Annotated in this window: 21 protein-coding genes and 1 pseudogene; 16 read left to right on the top strand and 6 right to left on the bottom strand. The window is 67.9% G+C overall.

What is annotated here, in order from left to right; genetic code table 11:
- Nucleotides 1–134: 134 nt before the first annotated feature.
- The 4 genes from UCD39_RS09530 to UCD39_RS09545 form a co-directional block, all read right to left on the bottom strand.
- Nucleotides 135–602, bottom strand: a complete 468-nt coding sequence (locus UCD39_RS09530) for a hypothetical protein (protein WP_330495794.1) — start codon at nucleotides 600–602, stop codon at nucleotides 135–137.
- Entirely contained in the window at nucleotides 599–949 is a 351-nt protein-coding gene (locus UCD39_RS09535; RefSeq protein ID WP_330495795.1) for an NlpC/P60 family protein, read from the bottom strand. Before UCD39_RS09535 ends, UCD39_RS09530 begins: the two co-directional genes overlap by 4 nt.
- 238 nt (nucleotides 950–1,187) lie before the next feature.
- The gene (locus tag UCD39_RS09540; RefSeq protein WP_330495796.1) at nucleotides 1,188–3,293 is read right to left on the bottom strand and encodes a S9 family peptidase; all 2,106 of its coding nucleotides are present in this window, start codon (nucleotides 3,291–3,293) and stop codon (nucleotides 1,188–1,190) included.
- An 80-nt stretch (nucleotides 3,294–3,373) separates the two neighbouring features.
- Nucleotides 3,374–3,751: a hypothetical protein gene (locus UCD39_RS09545; RefSeq protein WP_330495797.1), complete on the bottom strand. Its 378-nt coding sequence runs from the start codon at nucleotides 3,749–3,751 to the stop codon at nucleotides 3,374–3,376.
- A 323-nt stretch (nucleotides 3,752–4,074) separates the two neighbouring features.
- Here UCD39_RS09545 and UCD39_RS09550 point away from each other — a divergent pair, with 323 nt between their 5' ends.
- The 6 genes from UCD39_RS09550 (at nucleotide 4,075) to UCD39_RS09575 (ending at nucleotide 10,712) form a co-directional block, all read left to right on the top strand.
- Nucleotides 4,075–5,058, top strand: coding sequence for an ABC transporter substrate-binding protein (locus UCD39_RS09550; protein ID WP_330495798.1), 984 nt, complete (start codon nucleotides 4,075–4,077; stop codon nucleotides 5,056–5,058).
- 80 nt (nucleotides 5,059–5,138) lie between these two features.
- The gene (locus UCD39_RS09555) at nucleotides 5,139–5,960 is read left to right on the top strand and encodes an ABC transporter permease (protein ID WP_330495799.1); all 822 of its coding nucleotides are present in this window, start codon (nucleotides 5,139–5,141) and stop codon (nucleotides 5,958–5,960) included.
- A gap of 3 nt (nucleotides 5,961–5,963) precedes the next feature.
- The gene (locus tag UCD39_RS09560; RefSeq protein WP_145734193.1) at nucleotides 5,964–6,755 is read left to right on the top strand and encodes an ABC transporter ATP-binding protein; all 792 of its coding nucleotides are present in this window, start codon (nucleotides 5,964–5,966) and stop codon (nucleotides 6,753–6,755) included.
- Nucleotides 6,718–8,544, top strand: coding sequence for a sensor histidine kinase (locus UCD39_RS09565; RefSeq protein WP_330495800.1), 1,827 nt, complete (start codon nucleotides 6,718–6,720; stop codon nucleotides 8,542–8,544). The genes UCD39_RS09560 and UCD39_RS09565 overlap by 38 nt, the downstream gene beginning before the upstream one ends.
- Nucleotides 8,528–9,862, top strand: a complete 1,335-nt coding sequence (locus UCD39_RS09570; RefSeq protein WP_330495801.1) for a sigma-54-dependent transcriptional regulator — start codon at nucleotides 8,528–8,530, stop codon at nucleotides 9,860–9,862. Before UCD39_RS09565 ends, UCD39_RS09570 begins: the two co-directional genes overlap by 17 nt.
- A gap of 13 nt (nucleotides 9,863–9,875) precedes the next feature.
- A complete protein-coding gene (locus UCD39_RS09575; RefSeq protein ID WP_330495802.1) occupies nucleotides 9,876–10,712 on the top strand; it encodes a beta-keto acid cleavage family enzyme in 837 nt (278 codons plus the stop codon).
- Between the two features lie 4 nt (nucleotides 10,713–10,716).
- Here UCD39_RS09575 and UCD39_RS09580 read toward each other — a convergent pair whose 3' ends face one another.
- Nucleotides 10,717–10,911 carry a helix-turn-helix domain-containing protein gene (locus UCD39_RS09580; RefSeq protein WP_330495803.1) on the bottom strand — a complete coding sequence of 65 codons (195 nt, stop codon included), beginning with the start codon at nucleotides 10,909–10,911 and terminating at the stop codon, nucleotides 10,717–10,719.
- Between the two features lie 91 nt (nucleotides 10,912–11,002).
- On the opposite strand from UCD39_RS09580, the gene UCD39_RS09585 reads away from it, so the two are divergent.
- The 9 genes and pseudogenes from UCD39_RS09585 to UCD39_RS09625 all read left to right on the top strand — a co-directional run bounded on the left by UCD39_RS09585 (nucleotide 11,003) and on the right by UCD39_RS09625 (nucleotide 19,905).
- Nucleotides 11,003–11,614, top strand: coding sequence for a helix-turn-helix domain-containing protein (locus UCD39_RS09585; RefSeq protein WP_330495804.1), 612 nt, complete (start codon nucleotides 11,003–11,005; stop codon nucleotides 11,612–11,614).
- A gap of 216 nt (nucleotides 11,615–11,830) precedes the next feature.
- Nucleotides 11,831–12,115, top strand: a complete 285-nt coding sequence (locus tag UCD39_RS09590; RefSeq protein WP_330495805.1) for a hypothetical protein — start codon at nucleotides 11,831–11,833, stop codon at nucleotides 12,113–12,115.
- A 107-nt stretch (nucleotides 12,116–12,222) separates the two neighbouring features.
- Nucleotides 12,223–12,729, top strand: a complete 507-nt coding sequence (locus UCD39_RS09595) for a MarR family winged helix-turn-helix transcriptional regulator (RefSeq protein ID WP_330495806.1) — start codon at nucleotides 12,223–12,225, stop codon at nucleotides 12,727–12,729.
- 62 nt (nucleotides 12,730–12,791) lie between these two features.
- A pseudogene (locus UCD39_RS09600) lies at nucleotides 12,792–13,745 on the top strand (FUSC family protein); the annotation flags it as partial.
- Between the two features lie 89 nt (nucleotides 13,746–13,834).
- Nucleotides 13,835–14,836, top strand: a complete 1,002-nt coding sequence (locus UCD39_RS09605) for an FUSC family protein (RefSeq protein ID WP_330495807.1) — start codon at nucleotides 13,835–13,837, stop codon at nucleotides 14,834–14,836.
- A gap of 8 nt (nucleotides 14,837–14,844) precedes the next feature.
- On the top strand, nucleotides 14,845–15,048 hold the full coding sequence (locus tag UCD39_RS09610) for a DUF1656 domain-containing protein (RefSeq protein WP_330495808.1): 204 nt from the start codon (nucleotides 14,845–14,847) through the stop codon (nucleotides 15,046–15,048).
- Between the two features lie 31 nt (nucleotides 15,049–15,079).
- Nucleotides 15,080–16,057: an efflux RND transporter periplasmic adaptor subunit gene (locus UCD39_RS09615; protein ID WP_330495809.1), complete on the top strand. Its 978-nt coding sequence runs from the start codon at nucleotides 15,080–15,082 to the stop codon at nucleotides 16,055–16,057.
- 144 nt (nucleotides 16,058–16,201) lie between these two features.
- Nucleotides 16,202–17,698 (top strand): tetratricopeptide repeat-containing glycosyltransferase family protein, encoded by a 1,497-nt coding sequence (locus tag UCD39_RS09620; protein WP_330495810.1) that lies wholly within the window; start codon nucleotides 16,202–16,204, stop codon nucleotides 17,696–17,698.
- Nucleotides 17,695–19,905, top strand: coding sequence for a tetratricopeptide repeat protein (locus UCD39_RS09625; RefSeq protein WP_330495811.1), 2,211 nt, complete (start codon nucleotides 17,695–17,697; stop codon nucleotides 19,903–19,905). The genes UCD39_RS09620 and UCD39_RS09625 overlap by 4 nt, the downstream gene beginning before the upstream one ends.
- A gap of 47 nt (nucleotides 19,906–19,952) precedes the next feature.
- Here UCD39_RS09625 and folD read toward each other — a convergent pair whose 3' ends face one another.
- Nucleotides 19,953–20,861, bottom strand: coding sequence for a bifunctional methylenetetrahydrofolate dehydrogenase/methenyltetrahydrofolate cyclohydrolase FolD (gene folD / locus UCD39_RS09630; protein WP_330495812.1), 909 nt, complete (start codon nucleotides 20,859–20,861; stop codon nucleotides 19,953–19,955).
- 257 nt (nucleotides 20,862–21,118) lie between these two features.
- On the opposite strand from folD, the gene fucP reads away from it, so the two are divergent.
- Nucleotides 21,119–22,459 carry an L-fucose:H+ symporter permease gene (gene fucP, locus UCD39_RS09635; RefSeq protein WP_330495813.1) on the top strand — a complete coding sequence of 447 codons (1,341 nt, stop codon included), beginning with the start codon at nucleotides 21,119–21,121 and terminating at the stop codon, nucleotides 22,457–22,459.
- Nucleotides 22,460–22,466: the final 7 nt, after the last annotated feature.

Raw genomic sequence — 22,466 nt, forward strand, 5'->3', positions numbered from 1 at the left:
GGCCCCTTGTAGCGAAAGAACTCCTTCTTGCGAGGCCACCGCCAGGTATCAGGCATCTTGACTCGACCAATGCTTCGACGTTCTTCCCCGCCGGTGGGTTGTCCAGCGAACCTTCAGGTGTGGATCGTCATTCATCAAGGTGATGATTTTTTTTCAAGAAGGTAATCCAAGCCTTCAAATATATAAATCGCTTTTCCATTGCCGATAAACAAAATACGCGCATAGTCTTCATCTTTGCAACTGAGTCTGGAGTCGATGGTATTGCCGATTTTTGGCACTATATTTTTCGTATTTGCCGGAAGTCGGAATGCTTTTGGAACTTCTTTGCTGGGAATTTGGCGATTTGGATATGAAGCGTCAGCGCTGCAAGTAATTGAAAATGGATCAAAGAATGACGTGGGTAAGATCGTTAAATTCTTACCGACCTCTTCTGGCGTCCGCCCCTTGCAATCGTCACAAAGCACCTTAGTGACGGTCCAGGTTCCGAACATTTCAGAGACGCCTTGCGTGCTCTCCATTGGTATTCTGTCAATGTCAATGGAGGCATGGCTTTCTGACGCCAGCAAGCACGCGAGAAAAGCGAGCAAAATTGTCGACTTCATTGCGCGGGTCCAATGTAGCGAAAGAATTCCTTAGGACGGGGCCACCACCAAACATCTGGGACCTGCACCCTACCAGGGCCGGAGGTCTGCATACCCATAAACTCAGAAGAAGACATCATGATGGCCACATGTGCCGGGTACATCTTTTTGTGACCCTTGCGCACCTCGGCGGGCACCTGTGCGCTCGGAAAATAAACTATGTCTCCAGGTTCAGGAATTCCAAATATCGGTTTGAAATTCAGGCGGTCGGCGGCGATTTCCTTCGAGGATTCGCGCTCAAAATGAGGATTTATTGTTTTTAGAACTAGCCATACGAAATAAGAACAGTCGAAGGCTTGGTCGGACACCGGTGGGCTAGCATACCTTGCAAGCCTGTGAGACCTTCGAGCATTCTCCGCCGCTGCAACTATTCGCTCTGAGACTCCGGGCTGTGATACCTGGTCCATGGCATATCACGTAGATGGCTGCGGTTGACTGCAGCAATGGTTGTATCGCTGGCGCCGTCTTCAAGGGGGCGGAGATCAAAAAAGGGGGCCGCCCCCATGGACGGCCCCTTCCCAACGCGCTCTCAGCTGACGTCTGGCCTTACTTGGCCTCGGCCGTCCAGGTGTTCAGCCAGCCCAGCACCTCCTGGTGCCACTGGACGGAGTTCTGGGGCTTCAGCACCCAGTGGTTCTCGTCGGCAAAGTAGACCAGCTTGCTGGGCACGCCCTTGCGCTGCAGGGCGGTGAAGGCGCCCAGGCCCTGCTCGAAGGGGATGCGGAAGTCGCGGCCGCCGTGGATGATCAGCTGCGGCTTGGTCCACTGGTCGACATGGTTGGCGGGGTTGAAGCGCTCATACCCGGCCGGGTTCTCCCAGACCTTGCCGCCGTTCTCCCATTCGCTGAACCACAGCTCCTCGGTGGAATAGCCCATCATGCGGTTGTCGAAGACGCCGTCATGGTTGACCAGGCACTTCCACGGGCCATTCCAGTTGCCGGCGATCCAGTTGATCATGAAGCCGCCGTAGCTGGCGCCCAGCGCGCAGGCCCGGTCGCCGTTCAGGAACGGGTACTTGGCCAGCGCCGCGGCCCAACCCTTTTGCAGGTCTTCCAGCGGGCGGTCGCCCCAATGCTGGCTGATGGCGTCGGTGAAGGCCTGGCCGTAGCCGGTGGAGCCGTGGAAGTCGATCATGACCACGGCATAGCCGGCACCCGTATACGCCTGCGGGTTCCAGCGGAAGCTCCAGGCGTTGCCGAAGGAGCCCTGGGGGCCACCGTGGATGATGAAGGCCACCGGGTACTTGTGGCCTTCCTGATAATTGGCCGGCTTCACGACATAGCCGTGGACCGTTTCGTTGTTCCACCCGGGGAAGCTGAACTGCTCATAGGCGCCCAGGGCGACATCCGCCAGCTTGTCGGCGCCCACGTGGGTCAGCTGCTCCGCCTTGCCGCCCTTCAGCGACACCTTGTAGGCCTGCGACGGGCCGGACAGGCTGTCGGCCATGTAGACCACGCCCTTGTCGCCGCCCTTCACCAGGTCGATGGCCGTCACATGGCCCTCGCCGGTCAGCGCCTTCACGGCACCCGATTTCACGTCGACGGAGAACAGCTTGGACTGGCCCACGTCGTAGGCGGTGGTCAGCAGGGTGCGGCCATCGGCCGTCCAGGCCAGCGTGTCGGCCGAACGGTCCCAACTGGGGTCGATCTCGCGCGTTTCGCCGCTCTTCAGGTCGCGCACCATGATGCCGAAGCGGTCGGCCTCGAAGGTCGGACGCTTCATGGCGCGCCAGGCCAGCTTGGACCCGTCCGGGCTGAACACGGGGCCGGTGTCCATGGCGGCGTTGCTGGCGGTCAGGTTGACCGGGGCGTTGCTGCCGTCCATGGGCACCTGCCACAGGTCCAGGTTGGTGCTCCACGGTTCCGTGCGGCCGGCCAGGCGGGCGGTGAAGACCACGGTCTTGCCGTCCGGGCTGATGGTGATCTCACCGTCGTCGCCGAAGGGCTTGCCGGGCGCGTCGCCGTCGAAGCCCTTCATCAGCGGCACGGGCGCGCCGGTGGCGACACCCTCACCGTTCAGCGCCAGGGCGAACAGGTGGTTGCGGGTGCCATCGGCCCATTCATCCCAATGGCGGACGAAGACCTTATCGAAGACGACGCCAGTGGACTTGGCGATGTCCGCCGGCTTGGCCGGCTTGTCGCCCGTCTCGGTGCCGGGGAACACGGCCATGGACACGACGATGTGCGTGCCGTCCGGCGCCAGGTTGAAGCTGCCCACGTCCAGCGGCAGGGCGGTCACCTGGGTGGCCTGGGTGCCAGCCGCATCCGTCTTCCACACCTGCTGGCTGCCGGAGCGGCCGGACATGAAATAGAGGCTCTTGCCATCGGCCGACCAGCGCGGGGTGCTGGCGCCGCCATCGGAGATGGCCAGGCGGCGGCCGTCGCCCTTGCCATCGATCTCTTTCACCCACAGGGAGTGGGTGGCCTTGTTGTTGGCGTAGTCGACCGTGCGGACATCGAAGGCCAGCAGGCGGCCATCGGGCGAGACGCGCGCGTCGCTGGCGCGGTCCATCGTGGCCAGTTCCATCGGCGTCAGGCCGTGCTTGGCGGCCTGCGCGTCGGCCGGCGTGGCGGCCAGGGCCAGCGTCAACGCTAGCGGCGCGCAGAAAGTGACGCGCCGGGCCAGGCCCAGGGCGGAAACGGATCGGTCCATCAAGCTCTCCAGAAAGGCAGGAACCCCATCGGCCTTTGCGGCCGCTTGGCGGCCGTCATAACCCAAAACGCTTCCCAAGCCTACCGCCCAGCGGCGTCGTACCACCACCTGCCCCGGTACCCGTCCCGAAACAACCAGCCGGCCAGGCCACCCAGCGCCCCCGTGAAGACGGACAGCGCCGTCCCCAGCGCCAGGATGACGGCGGGCACGTCGCCCAGCCGCCACGACACCAGAATGCCTATGAGGGCGCAGGCGCCGCCCACCAACGCGCCGCCCATGACAGCGATGGACAGCCCGGTCCGGGTACGGCCGTAGAGGAAGCCGGCAAGGGCGGAGATGGCCATGCCCCCCACGGCGAAGAAATCGGCGATCACCGGCACGTAGTGGCCGGCTACCACCATGGCCACCTGCAGCGCCGTGCCGGCCAGCGTAGCACGGAACAAGATTCTCCCCGGCATGGGCGTCGGTTTCCTCCCGTGATGAATGAGACGATCCTGAACCATCGGCGGGGACAGCACCACCCACAACAACGGCGGAAAAGGTTACAGACCGCACCCGTCCCTGCCGGGAAAACCGCCGGATCGGCCGCTGGGCGCCCCTCCCCGTCATCGGGTGGCCATGCTACGAACCCGCAGGTACGCTGGGGTTGGCGCGTTTTCGATGTCATGACAGGTTGACTGGCACGCCTTCTGCTATGCTGGTCGCCACCAAGCGTACGCGTACCCAGGAACGCCGGCAATGACCGGCGGCCTTCGATCCAAAAGCCCGGGAGGCACCTAAGATGAAGTCCAAGAAGACTTTCGTTTCCGCCCTATTCGGCGCCAGCGCCCTATCCGCCGTCCTGGCCATGCCGGCCGCCGCCGAGGATGTGGTGCGCCTGGGTAACCTGAAGCTGGCCCACTTCGGCGCCGTGTCCTACACGCAGATGCTGACCGACTGCGGCATCAAGGTGGAGGAACGGATTTTCGCCAAGGGCCCCGATATCATGCAGGCCATGGTGGCCGGTGAGCTGGACGTGGGCGCCACCGCGTCCGAGGCCGCCATTTCCGGTCGTGCCGCCGGCGCCCCCATCTACATCGTCGCCGGTTTCGCCAAGGGCGGCGCCCGCTTGGTGGCGGCACCCGACGCCAAGGTGAGCAAGGTCGCCGACCTGAAGGGCAAGAAGGTGGGCGTCACCCGGGGCGGCATCCAGGAGGTGCTGCTGGCGGCCGAGCTGGCGCAGAACAACCTGACCTGGTCTGACCAGCCGGGCAAGGACGTCCAGATCGTCTACCTGAACTATCCGGACCTGAACCAGGCCCTGATGCTGAAGCAGCTGGACGCCATCATGCAGACGGAGCCGCAGGGCTCGCAGGCCGTGAACGGCGGCTTCGGCGTCGAGGTCATGAAGCCCTACGACACCGCCATCGGCAGCCCCGTGCGCACCCTGGTGATGTCGGAGGAGTTCCACGACAAGCACAAGGCCGTCGCCGAGAAGTTCATGCGTTGCTTCGTGAAGGCCACCAAGACCTTCATCGACAAGCCGGAGGTGGCGTCCAAGTATGTGCGCGAGACGCTGTTCAAGAAGCAGCTGACCGAGGCCGACTTCAACAGCGCCATGGGCAATGCCCAGTACAGCTATGACATCGACCCGGCCCAGATCCAGATCACGGCCGAGACCATGGCGAAGTACGGCGTGTCCAAGATGGCCAAGGTGCCGACCGCCACCGATTACGTGAAGCTGGACCTGCTGGCCGACGCCAAGAAGGAATTGGGCATCCAGTAAGCTTCCAGGGCCCGTCGTTCGAGGAAGCGGCGGGCCCTTCTTCGATCCGCTTCTTTCGCGCTTTCATGGGGAGTACCCGAATGCGGCGTAATACTTGGTTGGCGGCCCTGCAGGGGGCCGTCGTGCCGCTCGTGCTGCTTGCGATTTGGCAGGCGGCGTCCAGTTCAGGCCTGGTCAATGCGAAGATCCTGCCCTCGCCCGTGGCGGTGGCGGTGCGCTGGTGGGCCTACCTAGCCCCGGCGGAACCGTTCGATCCGGCCAATGGAAGCTATGTCGCCTGGATATTCTCGGGCGAGCTGATCACCGACGCCATCGGCAGCCTGTACCGCGTCGTCATGGGCTTCCTGGTGGGGGCCGTGCTGGCCCTGCCCCTGGGACTGGCCATGGGCGCCAGCCGGGCCGCCTTCCGCTGGCTGAACCCGCTGGTGGAGGTGCTGCGGCCCATCCCGCCCATCGCCTATATCCCCCTGTCCATCCTGTGGTTCGGCCTGGGTAACCCGCCGGCCATCTTCCTGATCTCGCTGGGCGCCTTCTTTCCCGTGCTGGTGAACACCATCGCCGGGGTGCGGCAGGTGGACGGCATCTACCTGCGCGCCGCTCGCAACCTAGGCGCCGGGCCCCTGACCATCTTCCGCCGGGTCATGCTGCCGGCGGCCACGCCCTACATCCTGTCGGGCGTGCGCATCGGCATCGGCACCGCCTTCATCGTCGTGATCGTGTCAGAGATGATCGCCGTCAATAACGGCCTGGGCTTCCGCATCCTGGAGGCGCGGGAGTACTTCTGGTCCGACAAGATCATCGCCGGCATGCTGACCATCGGCCTGCTGGGCCTGGCCATCGACAGCGGCGTCACCCGCATCAACAACCACCTGCTGCGCTGGCATCGCGGGCTGGAGCACTGAACCATGTCCGACATCCTGATCAACCACGTCTACAAGCGCTTCGCCGTTCCGGGGAATGAGGTGGTGGCGCTGAAGGACATCAATCTGGACATCGCGGCCGGGGAGTTCGTTTGCCTGCTGGGCCCGTCCGGCTGCGGCAAGTCCACCCTGCTGAACGCCATCGCTGGCTTCTCCCACCCCTCGGAAGGCAGCATCACCGTGGGCGGCCGTCCGGTGGTGAACCCTGGGCCCGACCGGGGCATGGTGTTCCAGGAATACGCCCTGTTCCCGTGGATGACGGTGGCCAAGAACGTCCGCTTCGGGCTGGAGGTCAAGGGCATGGCCAAGGACGCGGCCGACGCCCGGGTGCGCGAGCTGCTGGACATGCTGGGCCTGTCGGAATTTGGCGAACGCTTCCCCAAGGACCTGTCCGGTGGCATGCGCCAGCGCGTGGCCATCGCCCGCGTCCTGGCGCTGGACAGCCCCGTCCTGCTGATGGATGAGCCGTTCGGCGCGCTGGACGCCCTGACCCGACGGTCCCTGCAGGATGAGCTGCTGAAGATCTGGGCGCGCTTGGGCAAGACCATCGTCTTCGTCACCCACTCGATCGAGGAGGCCATCTACCTGGCCGACCGCATCGTCGTCCTGACCTACCGCCCCGGCACGGTGAAGCGCGACATCCGGGTGGAGATGCCGCGGCCGCGCGATGCCGCGTCGCCTGAGTTCAACGCCCTGAAGCGCGACCTGTCGCGCCTGGTGTCGGAGGAGCAGCAGCGGCATGAGGCGGCGGAACGCGCCGGCCTCACCACCGACTGATCCCGCATTGGCGCCGTCCCTACCCCTGGCCCGACTGTCCCTTCGACCCGGCGGCATCGCGGCGCTGCTGCTGGCGGCGGTGGGGGCCGTGGGGCTGTGGGTGCTGGCGGTGGGCCATGCCGAGCGGCGGGCGGTGGAGGCGGTGGCCGCCGACGCTCGCCACCGGCTGGAGATCTACGCCAACAACCTGGACAGCGCGGTGGAGCGCTTTGACTACCTGCCCTCCGTCGCCGCCCGCGACCCGGCGGTGGCGGCGCTGGCGGCGGCCGGTGCCGGACAGGCCGCCGCGGCCGACGTGGACCGGGTGAACCGGTATCTGGAGGCGGTGAACGCCAGTGCCGGCTCCGCCGTCCTGTACCTGATGGATGCCGCCGGCCGCACGGTGGCGTCCAGCAACTGGAACAGGCCGGACAGCTATGTCGGCGTCGATTTCTCATACCGCCCCTATTTCAAGGACGCGCGGGACAAGGGCCTGGGCCGTTTCTATGGCGTGGGCACGGTCACCCGCCTGCCCGGCTATTTCATCGCGGCACCGGTGGAACGCGAGGGCCGGCGCGTCGGCGTGCTGGCCGTCAAGATCGTGCTGGACGCGCTGGAGGATGGCTGGCGCATCTCTCACGATGCGGTGCTGGTGGCGGATCGCTTCGGGGTGGTCTTCCTGTCATCCAAGCCGGAATGGAAATTCCATGCCCGCCGCCCGCTGGATACCGGGACGCTGAAATACCTGGAAGAAACCCGGGAGTATGTGGGGCTGGAGCATCCGCCCCTGGTCCTGCCCCGGTCCCTCCAGGTTCATCCGGCCTTGCTGGTGGAAAGGGACCTGGGCCGGTATGGCTGGACCATCGCGCTGGCGGCGGACGCCCACCCGGTGGCGCAGGCGGCGGCCACGGCGCGCATCGGGGTGGCGCTGCTGCTGCTGCTGGCCCTGGCCAGCGGGCTTTACGTGCGCCAGCGGGTGAAGCGCCTGCGCGACCAGCGGCTGGCCAAGGTGGCGCTGGACCGTGCCTACCAGGACCTGGAACGCCAGGTGGAGGCGCGGACGGCCGATCTGCGTGACGCCCAGGCAGAACTGGTGCAGGCGGCCAAGCTGGCCATGATCGGCCAGGTGGCGGCCGGCGTGACGCATGAGCTGAACCAGCCGCTGACGGCCCTGCGCGCCCTGGCCGACAATGCCCGCCTGCTGCTGGAGCAGGGCCGCCAGGCGGAGGTCAGCCAGAACCTGGTCCACATCGCCGGCCTGGTCGACCGCATGGCCAAGATCTCCAGCCAGTTGCGCAACTTCTCCCGCCGCAGCGAGGGGCCGGCACAGCCGGTTCCCCTGCCGGGCGCGGTGCAGGAGGCGCTGGCCCTGCTGGATCGCCGCCTGAAGGAGGCGCGGGTGCAGATCACGGTGGATGTGCCCGATGTGACGGTGGCCTTCGATCCCGTGCGGCTGCAACAGGTGTTGGTCAACCTGATCCGCAATGCGGAGGATGCTACGGCCGGGGTGGCCGAGCCCCGTATCACCATCACCGCCGAGCCGGTCTTGCTGGACCACCGCGCCGCCGTGCGGGTGGCGGTGGCGGACAATGGCCCCGGCTTGGCCCCGGCCGTGCGCGACCGCCTGTTCGACCCCTTCGTCACCACCAAACCGGGCGGCCAGGGCTTGGGCCTGGGCCTTGCCATCTCCCTGGCCATCACCCAGGAATATGGGGGCCAGTTGGAGGCCCGCGATGGTGAAAATACCGGCGCCGTTTTCCTGCTGACCCTGCCTTTGATCATAGCTGAGCGTGATGAGCCAACCGCCTGATATCACTCCCGTTGTCCTGTTTGTGGACGATGAGGAGATCATTCGCCTGACCGTGCGCCAGACGCTGGAACTGGCGGGGTTGGCCGTGACGACCTACCCGACGGCGGAGGCGGCGCTGGCCGACCTGTCGGTGGACACGCCCGGTATCCTGGTGACCGACGTGCGTCTGCCGGGGATGAGCGGGCTGGACCTGCTGTCGCGGGCGCGGGCGCTGGATGCGGAGCTGCCGGTGGTGCTGGTGACCGGCCAGGGCGACATCTCCATGGCCGTGCGGGCCATGCAGGACGGCGCCTATGACTTCATCGAGAAGCCCTTCGTCACCGACCATTTCGTGGAGGTGATCCGCCGTGCCCTGGAAAAGCGCGCCCTGGTGCGGGAGAACCGGCGCCTGCGCGAGGCGCTGGAGCGGAACGCGGCGGTGGAAAGCCACCTGCTGGGGCAAAGCCCGGCCCTGGCGCGGGTCCGCCGCCTGGTGACCGACCTGGCGGGCACGGACGTGGACGTGCTGGTGCTGGGGGAAACGGGCACGGGCAAGGAACAGGTGGCCCGCGCCCTGCACGAGGGCGGCCCCCGCGCGGCATATCCCTTCGTCGCGGTGAACTGCGGCGCTATTCCGGACAGCATGTTCGAAAGCGAGATGTTCGGGCATGAGGCCGGCGCCTTCACCGGGGCCGCCAAGCGCCGGGTGGGCAAGATCGAACACGCCCATCGCGGCACCCTGTTCCTGGATGAGATCGAGAGCATGCCGCTGGCCCTGCAGGTGAAGCTGCTGCGGGTGCTGCAGGACCGGGCGCTGGAGCGGCTGGGCGGCAACGACCGGGTGGCGGTGGACCTGCGCGTGGTGGCGGCCACCAAGGAGAACCTGCTGGATCTGGCCAACGCCGGCCGGTTCCGCGCCGACCTTTATTACCGGCTGAACGTCGTCACCCTCACCCTGCCCCCCTTGCGTGAGCGGCGGGAGGATATCCCCCTGCTGTTCCAGCATTTCGCCCTGCAGGCGGCGGCCCGGTTCCGCCGGCCCTATGCCGAGCCGAGCCCGGCCCTGCTGCGCGCCCTGATGCTGAAGGACTGGCCGGGCAATGTGCGCGAACTGCGCAACGCCGCCGACCGCCATGCGCTGGGCCTGTCCGAGGATGAGGCGGCGAACACCGAGGGCGGCACCTTGGCCGACATCCTGGATGGGGTGGAGCGCCATTTGATCACCGAGGCGTTGCGCGCCAGCGGCGGCCAGGTGACGCGCGCCGCGGAGACGTTGGGCGTGCCGCGCAAGACGCTGTACGACAAGATGAAACGCCTGAATATTGGCGGCGCGGAATGAGTGAGGGCACCGAATGAACGCCGATCCCGTGATCCTGACCGTGGCGCCCAACGGCGCCCGGCGGCTGAAGACCGACCATCCGGCCATTCCCCTGGTCCCGGCGGAGATCGCCCAGGATGCCGCCGCCTGCCTGGAGGCGGGCGCCGCGATGATCCACATGCACGTGCGCGACGCCCAGGGCCGCCACCTGCTGGACGCTGATGCCTATGCCGCCGCCACACGGGCGGTGCGCGACGCCGTGGGCGACCGCCTGGTCATCCAGGTGACGACGGAGGCCGCCGGCCTGTATCACCCGCCCCACCAGATGGCCGTCATCCGCGCGCTGAGGCCGGAGGCGGTGTCGCTCGCCATCCGCGAACTGGCGCCCGACGCCGCGCATGAAAAGGACGCCGCCGACTTCTTCGCCTGGCTGGCGCGGGAGCGGATCATGGTGCAGACCATCCTCTATTCCCGCGACGACTTGCTGCGCTGGCATGATCTGCGCCGGCGCGGCGTGGTGCCGGAGGTGCCGCACTTCCTGCTGTATGTCCTGGGGCGCTACACGGCCGGCCAGGTCAGCGATCCGCGCGACCTGCTGCCCTTCCTGGAGCCGGTGGCGGACGCGCCCAATGACAACACCGGCGACGTGCCCTGGGCGGTCTGCGCCTTTGGCCGGCGGGAGAATGCCTGCGTGCTGACCGCCACCGGCCTGGGCGGCCACATCCGCGTTGGCTTCGAGAACAACCTGCACCTGCCCGACGGCACCCTGGCCCCGGACAACGCCGCCCTGGTGGCCGCCGCCGCCCAGGGCGGCCGGCTCATGGGCCGCCCGCCGGCGACGGCGGACGACGTGCGGGCCCGGTTCGGGTAACGGTTTAAGGACCGGTGCCAAAAAAGTCGTTCGGCATCACCGCCCCCTTGGTCGCTTCCATGATCGCCCGCATGGCGGCGGCGTCGGGGTGGCGAAGGCCGGCACACCAGCGGCCGACGGTTGATCGGCTGCGCCCGATACGCCGGGCGAATTCGGCGGCGGTCAGCCCCTGGGCTTGAAGATAGTCGGCGAGCGTCATGCGCGAAATGATGCGAGAATGGCAACTTATTGTCAACCAGTTGCCGGTATGGCGACTGACGGATGGTAGCCGCTGTGGCAACTTGGCCCTTATGACTGACCGCCCCCCCAATCGCATCCGCGAACTTCGTGAAGCCAAGGGCATGACCCAGGAACAGCTGGGCGCCCTGATCGGCACTGACAAGACGGTGATTTCCAAGCTGGAGTCCGGCCGTACCCGGCTGTCGCAGGCGCGCATGATGGCCATCGCCGCCAGTCTGGGCTGCGGCGTGGCCGAATTGCTGGAGCCGGTGGCGCCGTCGGTGCCCGGTTGGGGTGACGACGCCTCGGTCGAGGTGGCGGAGGTCGACATCTATGGCGACCAGCGCGGCGGGTTCCTGTCTAGCCATGACAGCAAGCCACAAGGCTTCCGCGAGGATGAAACCATCGCCCAATGGCGATTCCCCGCCGCTTACCTGAGTTCCGAATTGCAGGTGCGGGCGGCGGCCGTGCGCATCGTCGAGGTGCGGGGCGACGGCATGGAGCCGACGTTGATGCCTGGCGACCGGGTCATGGTCAACCTGGCGGACCAGTCTCCCTCCCCCCGGTGTCTTCGCCTTGTGGGACGGGCAAGGCGTGGTGATCAAGCGGCTGGAACTGATCATGGGCTCCCACCCGCCCTTGGTCGAAATCCGGTCCGACAATCCGCACCACCGCGTCTATGAGCGGGCGGCGGCCGATATCGACATCATCGGCCGCGTGGTGTGGGTGGGCCGGCGCCTGTAAGGTCACCCGTCTTCGATGCGAAAGTTGTCAAAGGGGCAACTTATGAATTGACGGGCGGTTGCTATTCGGGCACCGTCAGGGCATCGGCTGTTCCGCCGATGTTCCCCTTCCCCAGCGCTGTTCGCCTGTGGGGTCCTTTCCCTGTGGAGAGGCCGATGACCCGTCTTGAGCGCACGACCCATCTCTATTGGCAGTTGGCCTGCTTGGCCCGGCACGACACGTTTATTGAGCTTGTGGTACGCGGCCTGGACGGGCTGGCGGTGGTGGCGCGCACCGCGCCCAGCTATCGCCTGCGCCGGGCCGCCGCCGGCCACGTCGGTGTAGCCGCCCGCGCCCAGGGCTTTCGCAATGCCCAGGCATTGGAACGGGCGGCGCATGTCCTTGCCGCCTCCCCGACCGGCAGCTGTCTGGCCAATTCGCTGGCTGGTTATCAATCTTAGATGGTATGATTGGGCGTCCATGGGGTGTGCGCCATCCGCTCGGCGCAAGCCAGCCCTCGCATTCATATCATTTGAAGGCTAATCGTTAGTATCCTAATGTTCCTTGTATGGAACAAACGCCTCCCCTTCCTCTTTCGCCCCGGCATCGGGCCTTCGGCCTGACGCTCTGCTATCTTGCGCGCTTCTGGCGGCGGGAAGCGGACGCGACCCTGAAGGCCTATGGTCAATCGGAGGCGACCACGCTGCCTCTGGTGGTGCTGGCCCGGCTGGGCGACGGCATCCGCCAAGGCCAGTTGGCCGACCATGTCGGGGTTGAGGGGCCTTCGCTGGTGCGGCTGGTGGACATGCTGGAAAGGGACGGCCTGTTGGAACGGCGCACCGATCCCCGTGACCGGCGGGTCAAAACCCTGCACCTGACGGCCGAGGGGCGTGCGCTGGCGGTGCGGCTGGACGACGTGCTGGACGGCATGCGCCGCCGCCTGCTGGCGGAGGTGACGCCGGAACAGCTGGAGACGGCGCTGACCGTCTTCGCGGCGGTGGAGCGGGCGCTGGGCCGGTCCCTGGGGGCAATGGACGGCGTCGCCGATGGGGCCGCCGATGGGGGCGCACCATGACCGTGGCCGGCACCTGGCTCAAAGCCTGCTTCCGGGGATGGTCCCAAGGCGTGGGCGACTGGATGTTCGCCGCCAAGACGGCGGCCGCCGCCCTGGCGGCCCTCTATATCGGTTTCAGCCTGGATTTGCCGCGCCCCTATTGGGCGGCGGGCACGGTTTTCATCGTGTCCCAGCCGCTGGCCGGCGCCATGCGCTCCAAGGGCGTGTTCCGGGTGCTGGGCACGGTCATCGGCGCCGTGGCCACCGTGGCCATCATCCCCAACCTGGTGGATGCCCCGCCCCTGCTGTGCGCGGCCATGGCGCTTTGGACCATGGCGTGCCTGACGCTGGCCCTGCTGGACCGCACCCCGCGCAGCTATGTTTTCATGCTCGCGGCCTACAGCACCGCCCTTATCGGCTTTCCCACCGTGACCGATCCCGGCACCGTCTTCGACGCGGCGCTGGCCCGGGTGGAGGAGATCACCGTCGGCATCCTGTGCGCCACCGTCTTTGGCAGCGTCATCTTCCCCCGCGGTATCGGCCCCGTGGTCACCGGCCGTATCGATGCCTTCGCCGCCGATGTCGGACGCTGGGCGCGTGAGGCCCTGTCGGGGGCGGAGGAGACAGCGGCCATCCGGTCCGACCGCCGCCGCCTGGCGGCCGACGCGGTGGAGTTGCAGATGATGGCCACCCACCTGGATTACGACACCAGTCCCCTGCACGGTCTGAGCCAGGAGGTGCGACGGCTGCGGCAGCGGCTGGTGATGCTGCTGCCCATCCTGTCGGGGGTCGGGGATCGCGTGCGGGCCCTGAAAGCCGACGGCGGCCTGCCCGCCCCCTTGGCGGACCTGTTGGCCGATCTGGCCGACTGGGTGGACGATGTGGAGGCGCCGGCGGAGGTCGCGGCGGCCTTGCGCACCCGCATCGCGGCGCTGCGCGCGGCACCCGCCGATTGGCGCGGCGTGCTGACCCTGAACCTGCTGACGCGGCTCAAGGACCTCATGGACGCCATCCAGGATTGCCGCGACCTGCGCCTCTACATCCGGGGCGGGGGGCATGGCCCCCGGCTGCGCCGTCGCCGGGGGGGCGCGCGGGGGCGGAGATCGCCATGCACCGGGATCTGGGCATGGCCCTGTGGTCCGGCGCCGGCGCCGCCCTCACCATCCTGCTGGGCAGCGTCTTCTGGATCGGCACGGAATGGGCGGATGGCGCTATCGCCCTGGAGATGGCGGCCGTCGCCTGCTGTTTCTTCGCCGCGCAGGACAACCCGGTGCCGGCCATCCTGGACTTCGCGCTTTACAACGCCCTGGCCGCCATCCTGGCCGGCATCTACATCTTCGCCATCATGCCGCGTATCGACGGCTTCGTGATGCTGGCCCTGGTGCTGGGGCCCCTGTTCCTGGTGTTGGGCCGTGTCATCGCCAATCCGCGCCTGGCCGGCCGGGCCCTGGCGGTGGGCGCCACCCTGCCCACCCTGGCGGGCCTGAGCAATACCTATAGCGCCGACTTTGCCGCCTATCTCAACAGCGCCTTGGCGCTGGTGCTGGGCATGGGGTTCGCCGGGCTGGTGACGGCGCTGGTGCGGGCCGTGGGCGCGGAATGGGGCGCCCGGCGCATCCTGCGCGCCTGCTGGACGGACATTCGGGGCGTGGCCGACATTCGCGCTCCCGCCCCCGATGGCGCCCTGGGCCCCGTGTTCACCGGCAGGCTGCTCGACCGCATGGGCCTGCTGGTGCCCCGCCTGGCCGCCCTGCCGCCAGGGTCGGAGGTGGCCGCGGCCGACGCCTTGGCCGATATCCGCACCGGCATCAACATCCTGGAACTGCGCACGGTCGAAGGGGCCCTGCCCAGCCCGGCCCGCGCGGCGTTGGACGCCGTTCTGGCCGACCTGGCGCAGCATTACAGCGCCATCAGCCGCGCCGGGGCGCCGCGTGCGCCGTCACCCGCCCTGCTGGCCCGCATCGATGCCGCCCTGGCGGCCTTGATGCCCCTGACGGATCGCAGGCCGCGCCAGGCACTGCTGGCGTTGGCGGGCATCCGGCGGGCCCTGTCCGACGGCGTGCCCGACCTGCCGCCATCCCCACCCGCCATTCCCCAGCCCCCCAACCCGGAAAGCCTGGCCGCATGATCGGCGAAATGGACATTCATGGCGTCTTCGTGTCCCCGCTGCTGGTTTGGGGCGTGATCGCCTTCCTCATCTCCATGGCCGTGCGCTGGGTCCTGCGCCGCGTCGGTGCCTACCGTCTGGTCTGGCACCGACCGCTGTTCGACCTGGCCGTCTACGTCATCGTCCTGGGTGGCGTGGCGGCCCTGTTCGTTCACCACACCCCTCTCCCCTGAGCCCATTTCCCCAATCCTGGACGCCGCCGCCATGCGCAGCCTCATCACCGCCCTGACCCGTTTGGCCGTCACACTGGTCGTGGTCGCCGTCGCCACCCTGGTGGGCTGGCGCTTCTGGATCTACTACATGGAAGAGCCGTGGACCCGCGACGGCCGGGTGCGTGCCGACATCGTCGGCGTCACCCCCGACGTCTCCGGCCTGGTGGACGAGGTGCTGGTGCGTGACAACCAGACCGTGACCAGGGGCCAGGTGCTGTTCCGCATCGACAAGGCGCGCTTCACCCTGGCGCTGCAACAGGCGGATGCCGCCGTGGCGGCCAAGAAGGCGAGCTTTGATGAGGCCGTGCTGGAACGGAACCGCTATCAGTCCTTGAGCGCGTCCGCCGTGTCGCGGGAAAAGCAGGAGCAGACGATCGCCGCCGCCCGCGAGGCGGAGGCGGTCTACCTCCAGGCCGTGGCCGACCGCAACGTCGCCAAGCTGAACCTAGACCGGACGGAGGTTGTCGCCACCGTCAACGGCTACATCACCAACTTCGATCTGCGCCCCGGCGACTATGTCACCGCCGGCAAGGCCGTGACCGCCCTGGTGGATAGCGACAGCCTGCATGTGCAGGGCTATTTCGAGGAAACCAAGCTGGGCCGTATCCATGTGGGCGACACCGTGACGGTGCGCCTGATGGGCGATCCCCGGGCCTTCACCGGCCATGTGGAAAGCATCGCCGCCGCTATCGAGGACAGGGAGCGGACGGACGGCAGCAACCTGCTGGCCAACGTGAACCCCACCTTCAGCTGGGTGCGCTTGGCCCAGCGCATCCCGGTGCGCGTGATCCTGGACCATCCGCCCGCCGACCTGCGCCTGATCCCCGGCCGCACCGCCACCGTGGCGGTCGTCGGCTCCGACGCCGTGCTGAAGACGCCCCTGACCAGGCTGCCCCATGCCACGGACCCGCAGCAGGCCAACCCGTCTCCTCCAGCGGCGGCGCCCTCGCCCAAGCCCAAGGCGCGCTGAGCACCCCCTCTCAAGGACATCTCGCCGCAGTCTCACGAAACGCCGACAGCCGGCAGGCTTCCGCCCGTTTAAGCGATCAGGTGGCCTCTGGGCTGGCGCCAGGGTGGCGCCAGGGGCGGACGGTGCATGGGGGTGTGGGGCGGAATGGCGGCGGTGCCAGACTGGGCGGCTACGGCCGAAGTGACGGCCACGGGCATGCCCAGCGCCGAGGCCATCCGGCGGGCCATCCTGCGGCTGCAGGCGGCGGTGGCCGAGAAACCCACCTCCATCGACATCCGCTTCAACCTGGGCGTTCTGCTGCAGGCTGACGGACGGCGGGACGAGGCGGTGGCGCAGTACCGCCAGGCGCTGATCCTTAACCCGTTCGAGGCGCGGGTTCATAACGCGCTGGGCATCGCCCATCACGACGCCGGCGACCTGGCCCAGGCCATGAGCTGTTTTGAGGACGCGCTGGCCAGCGATCCGGACGATCCCCAGGCCCACAACAACATGGGGCATCTGCTACAGGTGGAAAACCGCCTGGACGACGCGCTGGCCTTTTTCGACTGGGCGCTGGCCCTGCGGCCCGATTATCCGGAAGCCTTGAATAACACCGGCGTGGTCCTGCAGATGCAGGGGCGGCTGGACCAGGCCATTGACCACTATCGCCGGGCCCTTTCCCTGCGTCCCGACTACGCCGCCGCCCACAAGAACCTGGGCATGACCCTGCTGGCCGCCGGGCGCTATGAGGAAGGCTGGCGGGAGTTCGAGTGGCGCTGGCAGGACGCGCAATTGGCGGCCGCCCGCCGGCCCTTCACCTGTCCGCAATGGCGGGGGGAGGACGCGCCCGGCCGCATCGTGCTGATCCATGCCGAGCAAGGGTACGGCGACAGCCTGCAATTCTGCCGCTACATCCCCCTGGTGGCCCAGCGGGGACTGCGCGTGGTGGTGGAGGTGCCGCTGCCCCTGGTGCGGCTCATGCGCCGCTTGCCGGGGGTGGATCAGGTGGTGGCCCATGGCAGGCCGTTGCCGCCGTTCGACCTGCATTGCCCCATGATGAGCCTGCCGCTGGCCTTCGGCACCACCGTGCCGACCATTCCTGCACCCGTCCCCTATCTCACCGCCGATCCGGCTGAAGCCCTGGCCTGGCGGCGGCGTCTGTCGGCCGAGGCGCCGTGCGACCGCCGCCCGGTGGTGGGGCTGGTCTGGGCGGGCGCCCCCCGCGCCGACACGCCCGATGTGGCGGTGGCCGACCGCCGCCGATCCATGGGGCTAGCGGCCCTATTGCCCCTGCTGAAAGAAGATGGCGTCCGCTTCATCAGCCTGCAGAAGGACGCGGCGGAGCAGGACGTGCCGGCCAGTCTGGGCGGCCTGATTGACAGCGTCGCGGATTTCGCCGACACCGCCGCCTTGATCAGCAACCTGGACCTGGTGATCAGCGTCGACACCGCCGTCGCTCATCTGGCGGCGGCCATGGGCGTCAGCGTCTGGCTGTTGAACCGATTTGACAGTTGCTGGCGCTGGCTGCGCGGCCGCGATGACAGCCCCTGGTATCCCACCCTGCGTCAATTCCGTCAGCCGCGCCTGGGGGACTGGGCCAGCGTTGTCCAGTCCGTGCGCACAGCGCTGGCCGCCCCCTTCACCACTGGAATCCGCCCATGACCGCCCGACCCATCCCCGCCGCGAAACCGCCCCTGACCCCGGGGCACAAGGCCTTCGCCGCGGCGCTGGCCCAGCACAAGGCCGGCCGGCTGGAGGCGGCGGCCGTGCTGTATCGCAAGGCCCTGTCGTTGATGCCGCGCCATCCGGAAAGTCTGCACCTGTTGGGCGTCATTGCCTTTCAGCAAAAGCGCATGGCGGAGGCGGTGGATCTGATCACCCAGGCGTTGGCCCTGAAGCCGGCCTTCCCGGAGGCGCTCAACAACCTGGGCACGGTGCGGGAGGCCGCGGGCGACATTGAGGCCGCCGCCGACTGCTTCCAACGTGCCGTGGCGCTGAAGCCCGATTTCGCCGAGGCCCACAACAACCTGGGCAACGCCCTCAAGGCCCAGGGCAGGCTGGAGGAGGCGATGGTCGCGCTCAACCGCGCGCTGGCGCTCCGCCCCGCTTATGCGGAGGCGCACAACAACCGGGGTGTCGTGCATCGCCTGCAATCGCGCTGGGCGGAGGCGGAGGCGGGATTCCGCGCCGCCCTGGCCGCCAAACCCGGCTATGTCAACGCCCTCTATAATCTGGGCCTGGTGCTGCGCCTGACCGGCCGGATGGAAGAGGCGCTGACCTGGCTGGGCCAGGCGGTGGAGCGCGCGCCCGACCATGCCGAGGCCTGCTTCAACTTGGGCCTGGTGTTGCAGGACCTGGACCGGCATGAGGAGGCCTTGCCCCATCTGCGCCGGGCGGCGGCCCTGCGTCCCGATGACCCGGTGCCCCATGGCAGCCTGGGCACCACCCTGCAAACGCTGGGTCAGGCGCCGGAGGCGCTGCTGTGCTATCAGCGGGCGCTGGCGCTGAAGCCGGACTTCGCCGACGCCCACAACAACATGGGCCTCATCCTCTATGTCCACGGCCGCTATGCCGAGGCGGAGAGCTGCTTTTCCCGCGCCATCACCCTGCTGCCGGATAATCCAAAGACTTACAACAACTTGGGGCTTGCTCTTCTGGCGCAGGGCAAGGGAACCGAGGCGGCGCGCGCCTTCGACCAGGCCATCGATGCCCAGCCGGACTACGCCGAGCCCTACAACAACCTGGGCATGGCCCTGCATGCCGAGGCGCAGATGGACCGGGCGCAGACCCAGATCCAGGCAGCCCTGGCGTTGAGCCCCGATTATCCTGAGGCCCACAATAACTTGGGTGCTGTCTTTCAGGCGAAAGGTGAACTTGAGCGGGCCATATCCTGCTTCCGGCGCGCCATCGCCCTGAAGCCCGATTACGGCGCGTGCCACAACAATCTGGGCATGTCGCTGCTGTCCGCCGGACAGTATGAGGAAGGCTGGTGCGAATATGAGTGGCGCTGGCAGACGCGCCAGATGACGCCCTACGCCCGCCAGTTCCCCCAGCCGCAATGGCGGGGGGAGCCGGCGGCCGGCAAGACCATCCTGATCCATGCCGAACAGGGGCTGGGTGACACCCTGCAATTCAGCCGTTACCTGCCGTTGGTGGCGGCGCGGGGTCTCCGCATCACCCTGGCCGTCCAGCCGCAGGTGGCCCGCCTGCTGCGCCCCCTGCCCGGCGTGACCCACATCCTGGTGGAGGGAGAGCCCCTGCCACCCTTCGACCTGCAATGCCCGATGATGAGCCTGCCGCTGGCCTTCGCCACGACGGTGGACACCATCCCGGCGGCGATGCCCTACCTGGCCGCCGACGCGGCGGACATCGCCGTCTGGCGCGACCGTCTGGCCGGGGACGGCCCCGGCCAGCGCGTCGGCCTGGTATGGGCCGGCAACCCCCGGCGCGACCGGCCGGAACTGGCGGCGGTGGATCGTCGCCGCTCCGTGGCGCCGGCGTTGCTGGCGCCCCTGGCCCAGGTGCCCGGCGTGCGGCTCTACAGCCTGCAGAAGGATGCGACGCCGCCGGCGGACCTTCCCCTGATCGACCGTATGGCCGAGGTCGCGGATTTCGCCGACACCGCCGCCCTGATCGCCAACCTGGATTTGGTGATCAGCGTCGATACCTCTGTCGTTCACCTGGCCGGCGCCCTGGGCAAGCCGGTGTGGGTGATGAACCGCTTCGACAGCTGCTGGCGATGGTTCCGGGGCCGCAACGACAGCCCCTGGTACCCCACCCTGCGCCTGTTCAATCAGGCGACGCCGGGGGACTGGGCCGGCGTGGTGGCGGAGGTGCGGGAGGCTCTATTGGCGGAGGTGGGCCGATGAGCCCAAGGGGCAGGCGGTCTTGACCGTCCGGCCCCGGGCGTGTCGGCTTACGCGAACTCCGCCAATTCCGCCTCCAGCCCGTGGCTGCGGCAGGCGGCGGTCAGGGTGTTCAGCAGCAGGACGGCAATGGTCATGGGGCCCACGCCGCCGGGCACCGGGGTGATGGCGCCGGCAACGGCGGCCGCCTCGTCATAGGCGACGTCGCCCACCAGGCGGGTTTTGCCGGCGGCGGCGGCCGCGGGATCGCGGGCGGGCACGCGGTTGATGCCCACGTCGATGACCACGGCGCCGGGCTTCACCCAATCGCCCTTCACCATCTCCGGCCGGCCGACGGCGGCCACCAGGATGTCGGCGGTGCGGCACAGGGCCGGCAGATCGGCGGTGCGGCTGTGGGCGATGGTGACGGTGCAGTCGGCTTGCAGCAGCAATTGGGCCATGGGCTTGCCCACGATGTTGGAGCGCCCCACCACCACGGCGTGCTTGCCCCTCAGGCTGCCCAGATGGTCCTTCAGCAGCATCAGGCAGCCCAGCGGCGTGCAGGGCACCAGCCCCGGCAGGCCTACGGCCAAGCGGCCGGCGTTGACGACGTGGAAGCCGTCCACGTCCTTGTTCGGGTCGATGGCGGCCAGCACGGCGTTGCTGTCGATATGCGCCGGCAGCGGCAGTTGCACCAGGATGCCGTGGATGGCCGGATCGGTGTTCAGGCTGTGCACCAGCGCCAGCAGGTCGGCCTGGGTGGTCGACGCCTCCAGCCGGTGGGTGACGGAGTGCATGCCGGCGGCGTGGGTCTGTTCGCCCTTGTTGCGGACATAGACCTGGCTGGCGGGGTCCTCGCCCACCAGCACCACGGCCAGGCCGGGCTTCAGCCCATGGCGGGCGGTGAGGTCGGCGACCTTGGCGCCGATGCGTTCCCGCAGGCGCCCCGCGAACGCCTTGCCGTCGATGATGTGCGCCATGGCTTGATCCTCCGCCAGCCGAACCCGATAATTGGGCGGGACATTAGCCGCAGCGCCCTGCGGCGCCAATCCCTTGGCGGGCCGCGCCGCCCGGACCCAGCCATGCGACACTGACACTGTGACAGGGGCCCGTGGGTAACATGGGCCTGTGACACGCCGCTCAACGGCATTTTTATATTTGACGTATAAATTCATATTTGATGTGCTGCGTCCGTCCGGCGCCGCCTGCCGGAGAAAAGAATACCCTGGGAGGGGACATGTCGGACGGCCATCCGCAGCAGCACCAAGCGGCCCCATCGGGAACCCAGCCGAAATGGATGGTTCCCATCGCCCTGATCGTCAGCCTGTTCTTCCTGTGGGGCGTGGCCAACAACCTGAACGATGTCCTGATCGCGCAGTTCCGCAAGGCCTTCGACCTTCAGGATTGGCAGTCGGGGCTGGTGCAGTCCGCCTTCTACCTGGGCTATTTCTTCTGCGCCATGCCGGCGGCCCTGTTCGCCCGCCGCTATGGTTACAAGGCCGCCATCGTCTTCGGCCTGGCGCTCTATGGCGTCGGCGCGCTGCTGTTCTACCCGGCGGCGGAACTGCGGGCCTACAGCGCCTTCCTGGGCGCCTTGTTCGTCATCGCCAGCGGCCTCGCCTTTCTGGAGACGTCCGCCAATCCCATCATGACCGTGCTGGGCGACCCGGCGGGTGCTGAGCGCCGGCTGAACCTGGCCCAGGCCTTCAATCCCCTGGGCTCCATCACCGGTGTCCTGGTGGGGCGGCAGTTCATCCTGTCCGGCGTGGAATACACGCCCGAGCAATTAGCCGCCATGTCGCCCGACGCGCTGGCCCATTTCCGGGATACGGAGGCGATGGCCGCCCAGTCCTCCTACCTGGTGCTGGGGCTGCTGGTGCTGCTGTGGGCCCTGGTGGTCTACGCCGTGCGCTTCCCTACCCTGGTCGATGGGCCGGAAGAGGCCGTGGATGAGGGGGCGCCCCGGCAGGAGGGCGGCTTCCGCCGGCTGCTGCGCCACCGCCATTTCCTGTTCGGTGTGGTGACGCAGTTCTTCTATGTCGGCGCCCAGGTGGGGGTGTGGAGTTTCCTCATCCGCTATTCCCAGCACAGCGTGCCGGGCACGGGGGAAAAGACCGCCGCCGCCTATCTCACCCTGTCGCTGGTCGCCTTCATGGCCGGGCGCTTCGCCGGTACCGCCCTCATGGGCCGCATCCCGGCGGAACGGCTGATGGGCCTGTTCGCCGGCATCAACGTGGTGCTGTGCCTGATGGGCGCCTTCGGCGGCGGCTGGCTGGGCCTGGGGGCCATGATCGCCACCAGCTTCTTCATGTCCATCATGTTCCCCACCATCTTCGCCCTGTCCCTGCGCGGCCTGGGCCCGTTGACCAAGCTCGGCTCCTCCTGGCTGGTCATGGCCATTATCGGCGGCGCCGCCATCCCGGTGGTCATGGGGCGGGTGTCGGATGTCACCTCCATCGCCGTCGCCATGGTGGTGCCGGGCTTCTGCTTCGCCGTGGTGGCCGCCTTCGGCCTGGCCGGACGCGGCCTCCCGGCGGGGGAGCGTGACGGCCGCCTGAAGATCGTGGCCACGCATTGAGTTCCCG

This window comes from Nitrospirillum karajorum (genome assembly GCF_036348415.1).
In the GTDB taxonomy this organism is placed as follows: domain Bacteria; phylum Pseudomonadota; class Alphaproteobacteria; order Azospirillales; family Azospirillaceae; genus Nitrospirillum; species Nitrospirillum amazonense_B.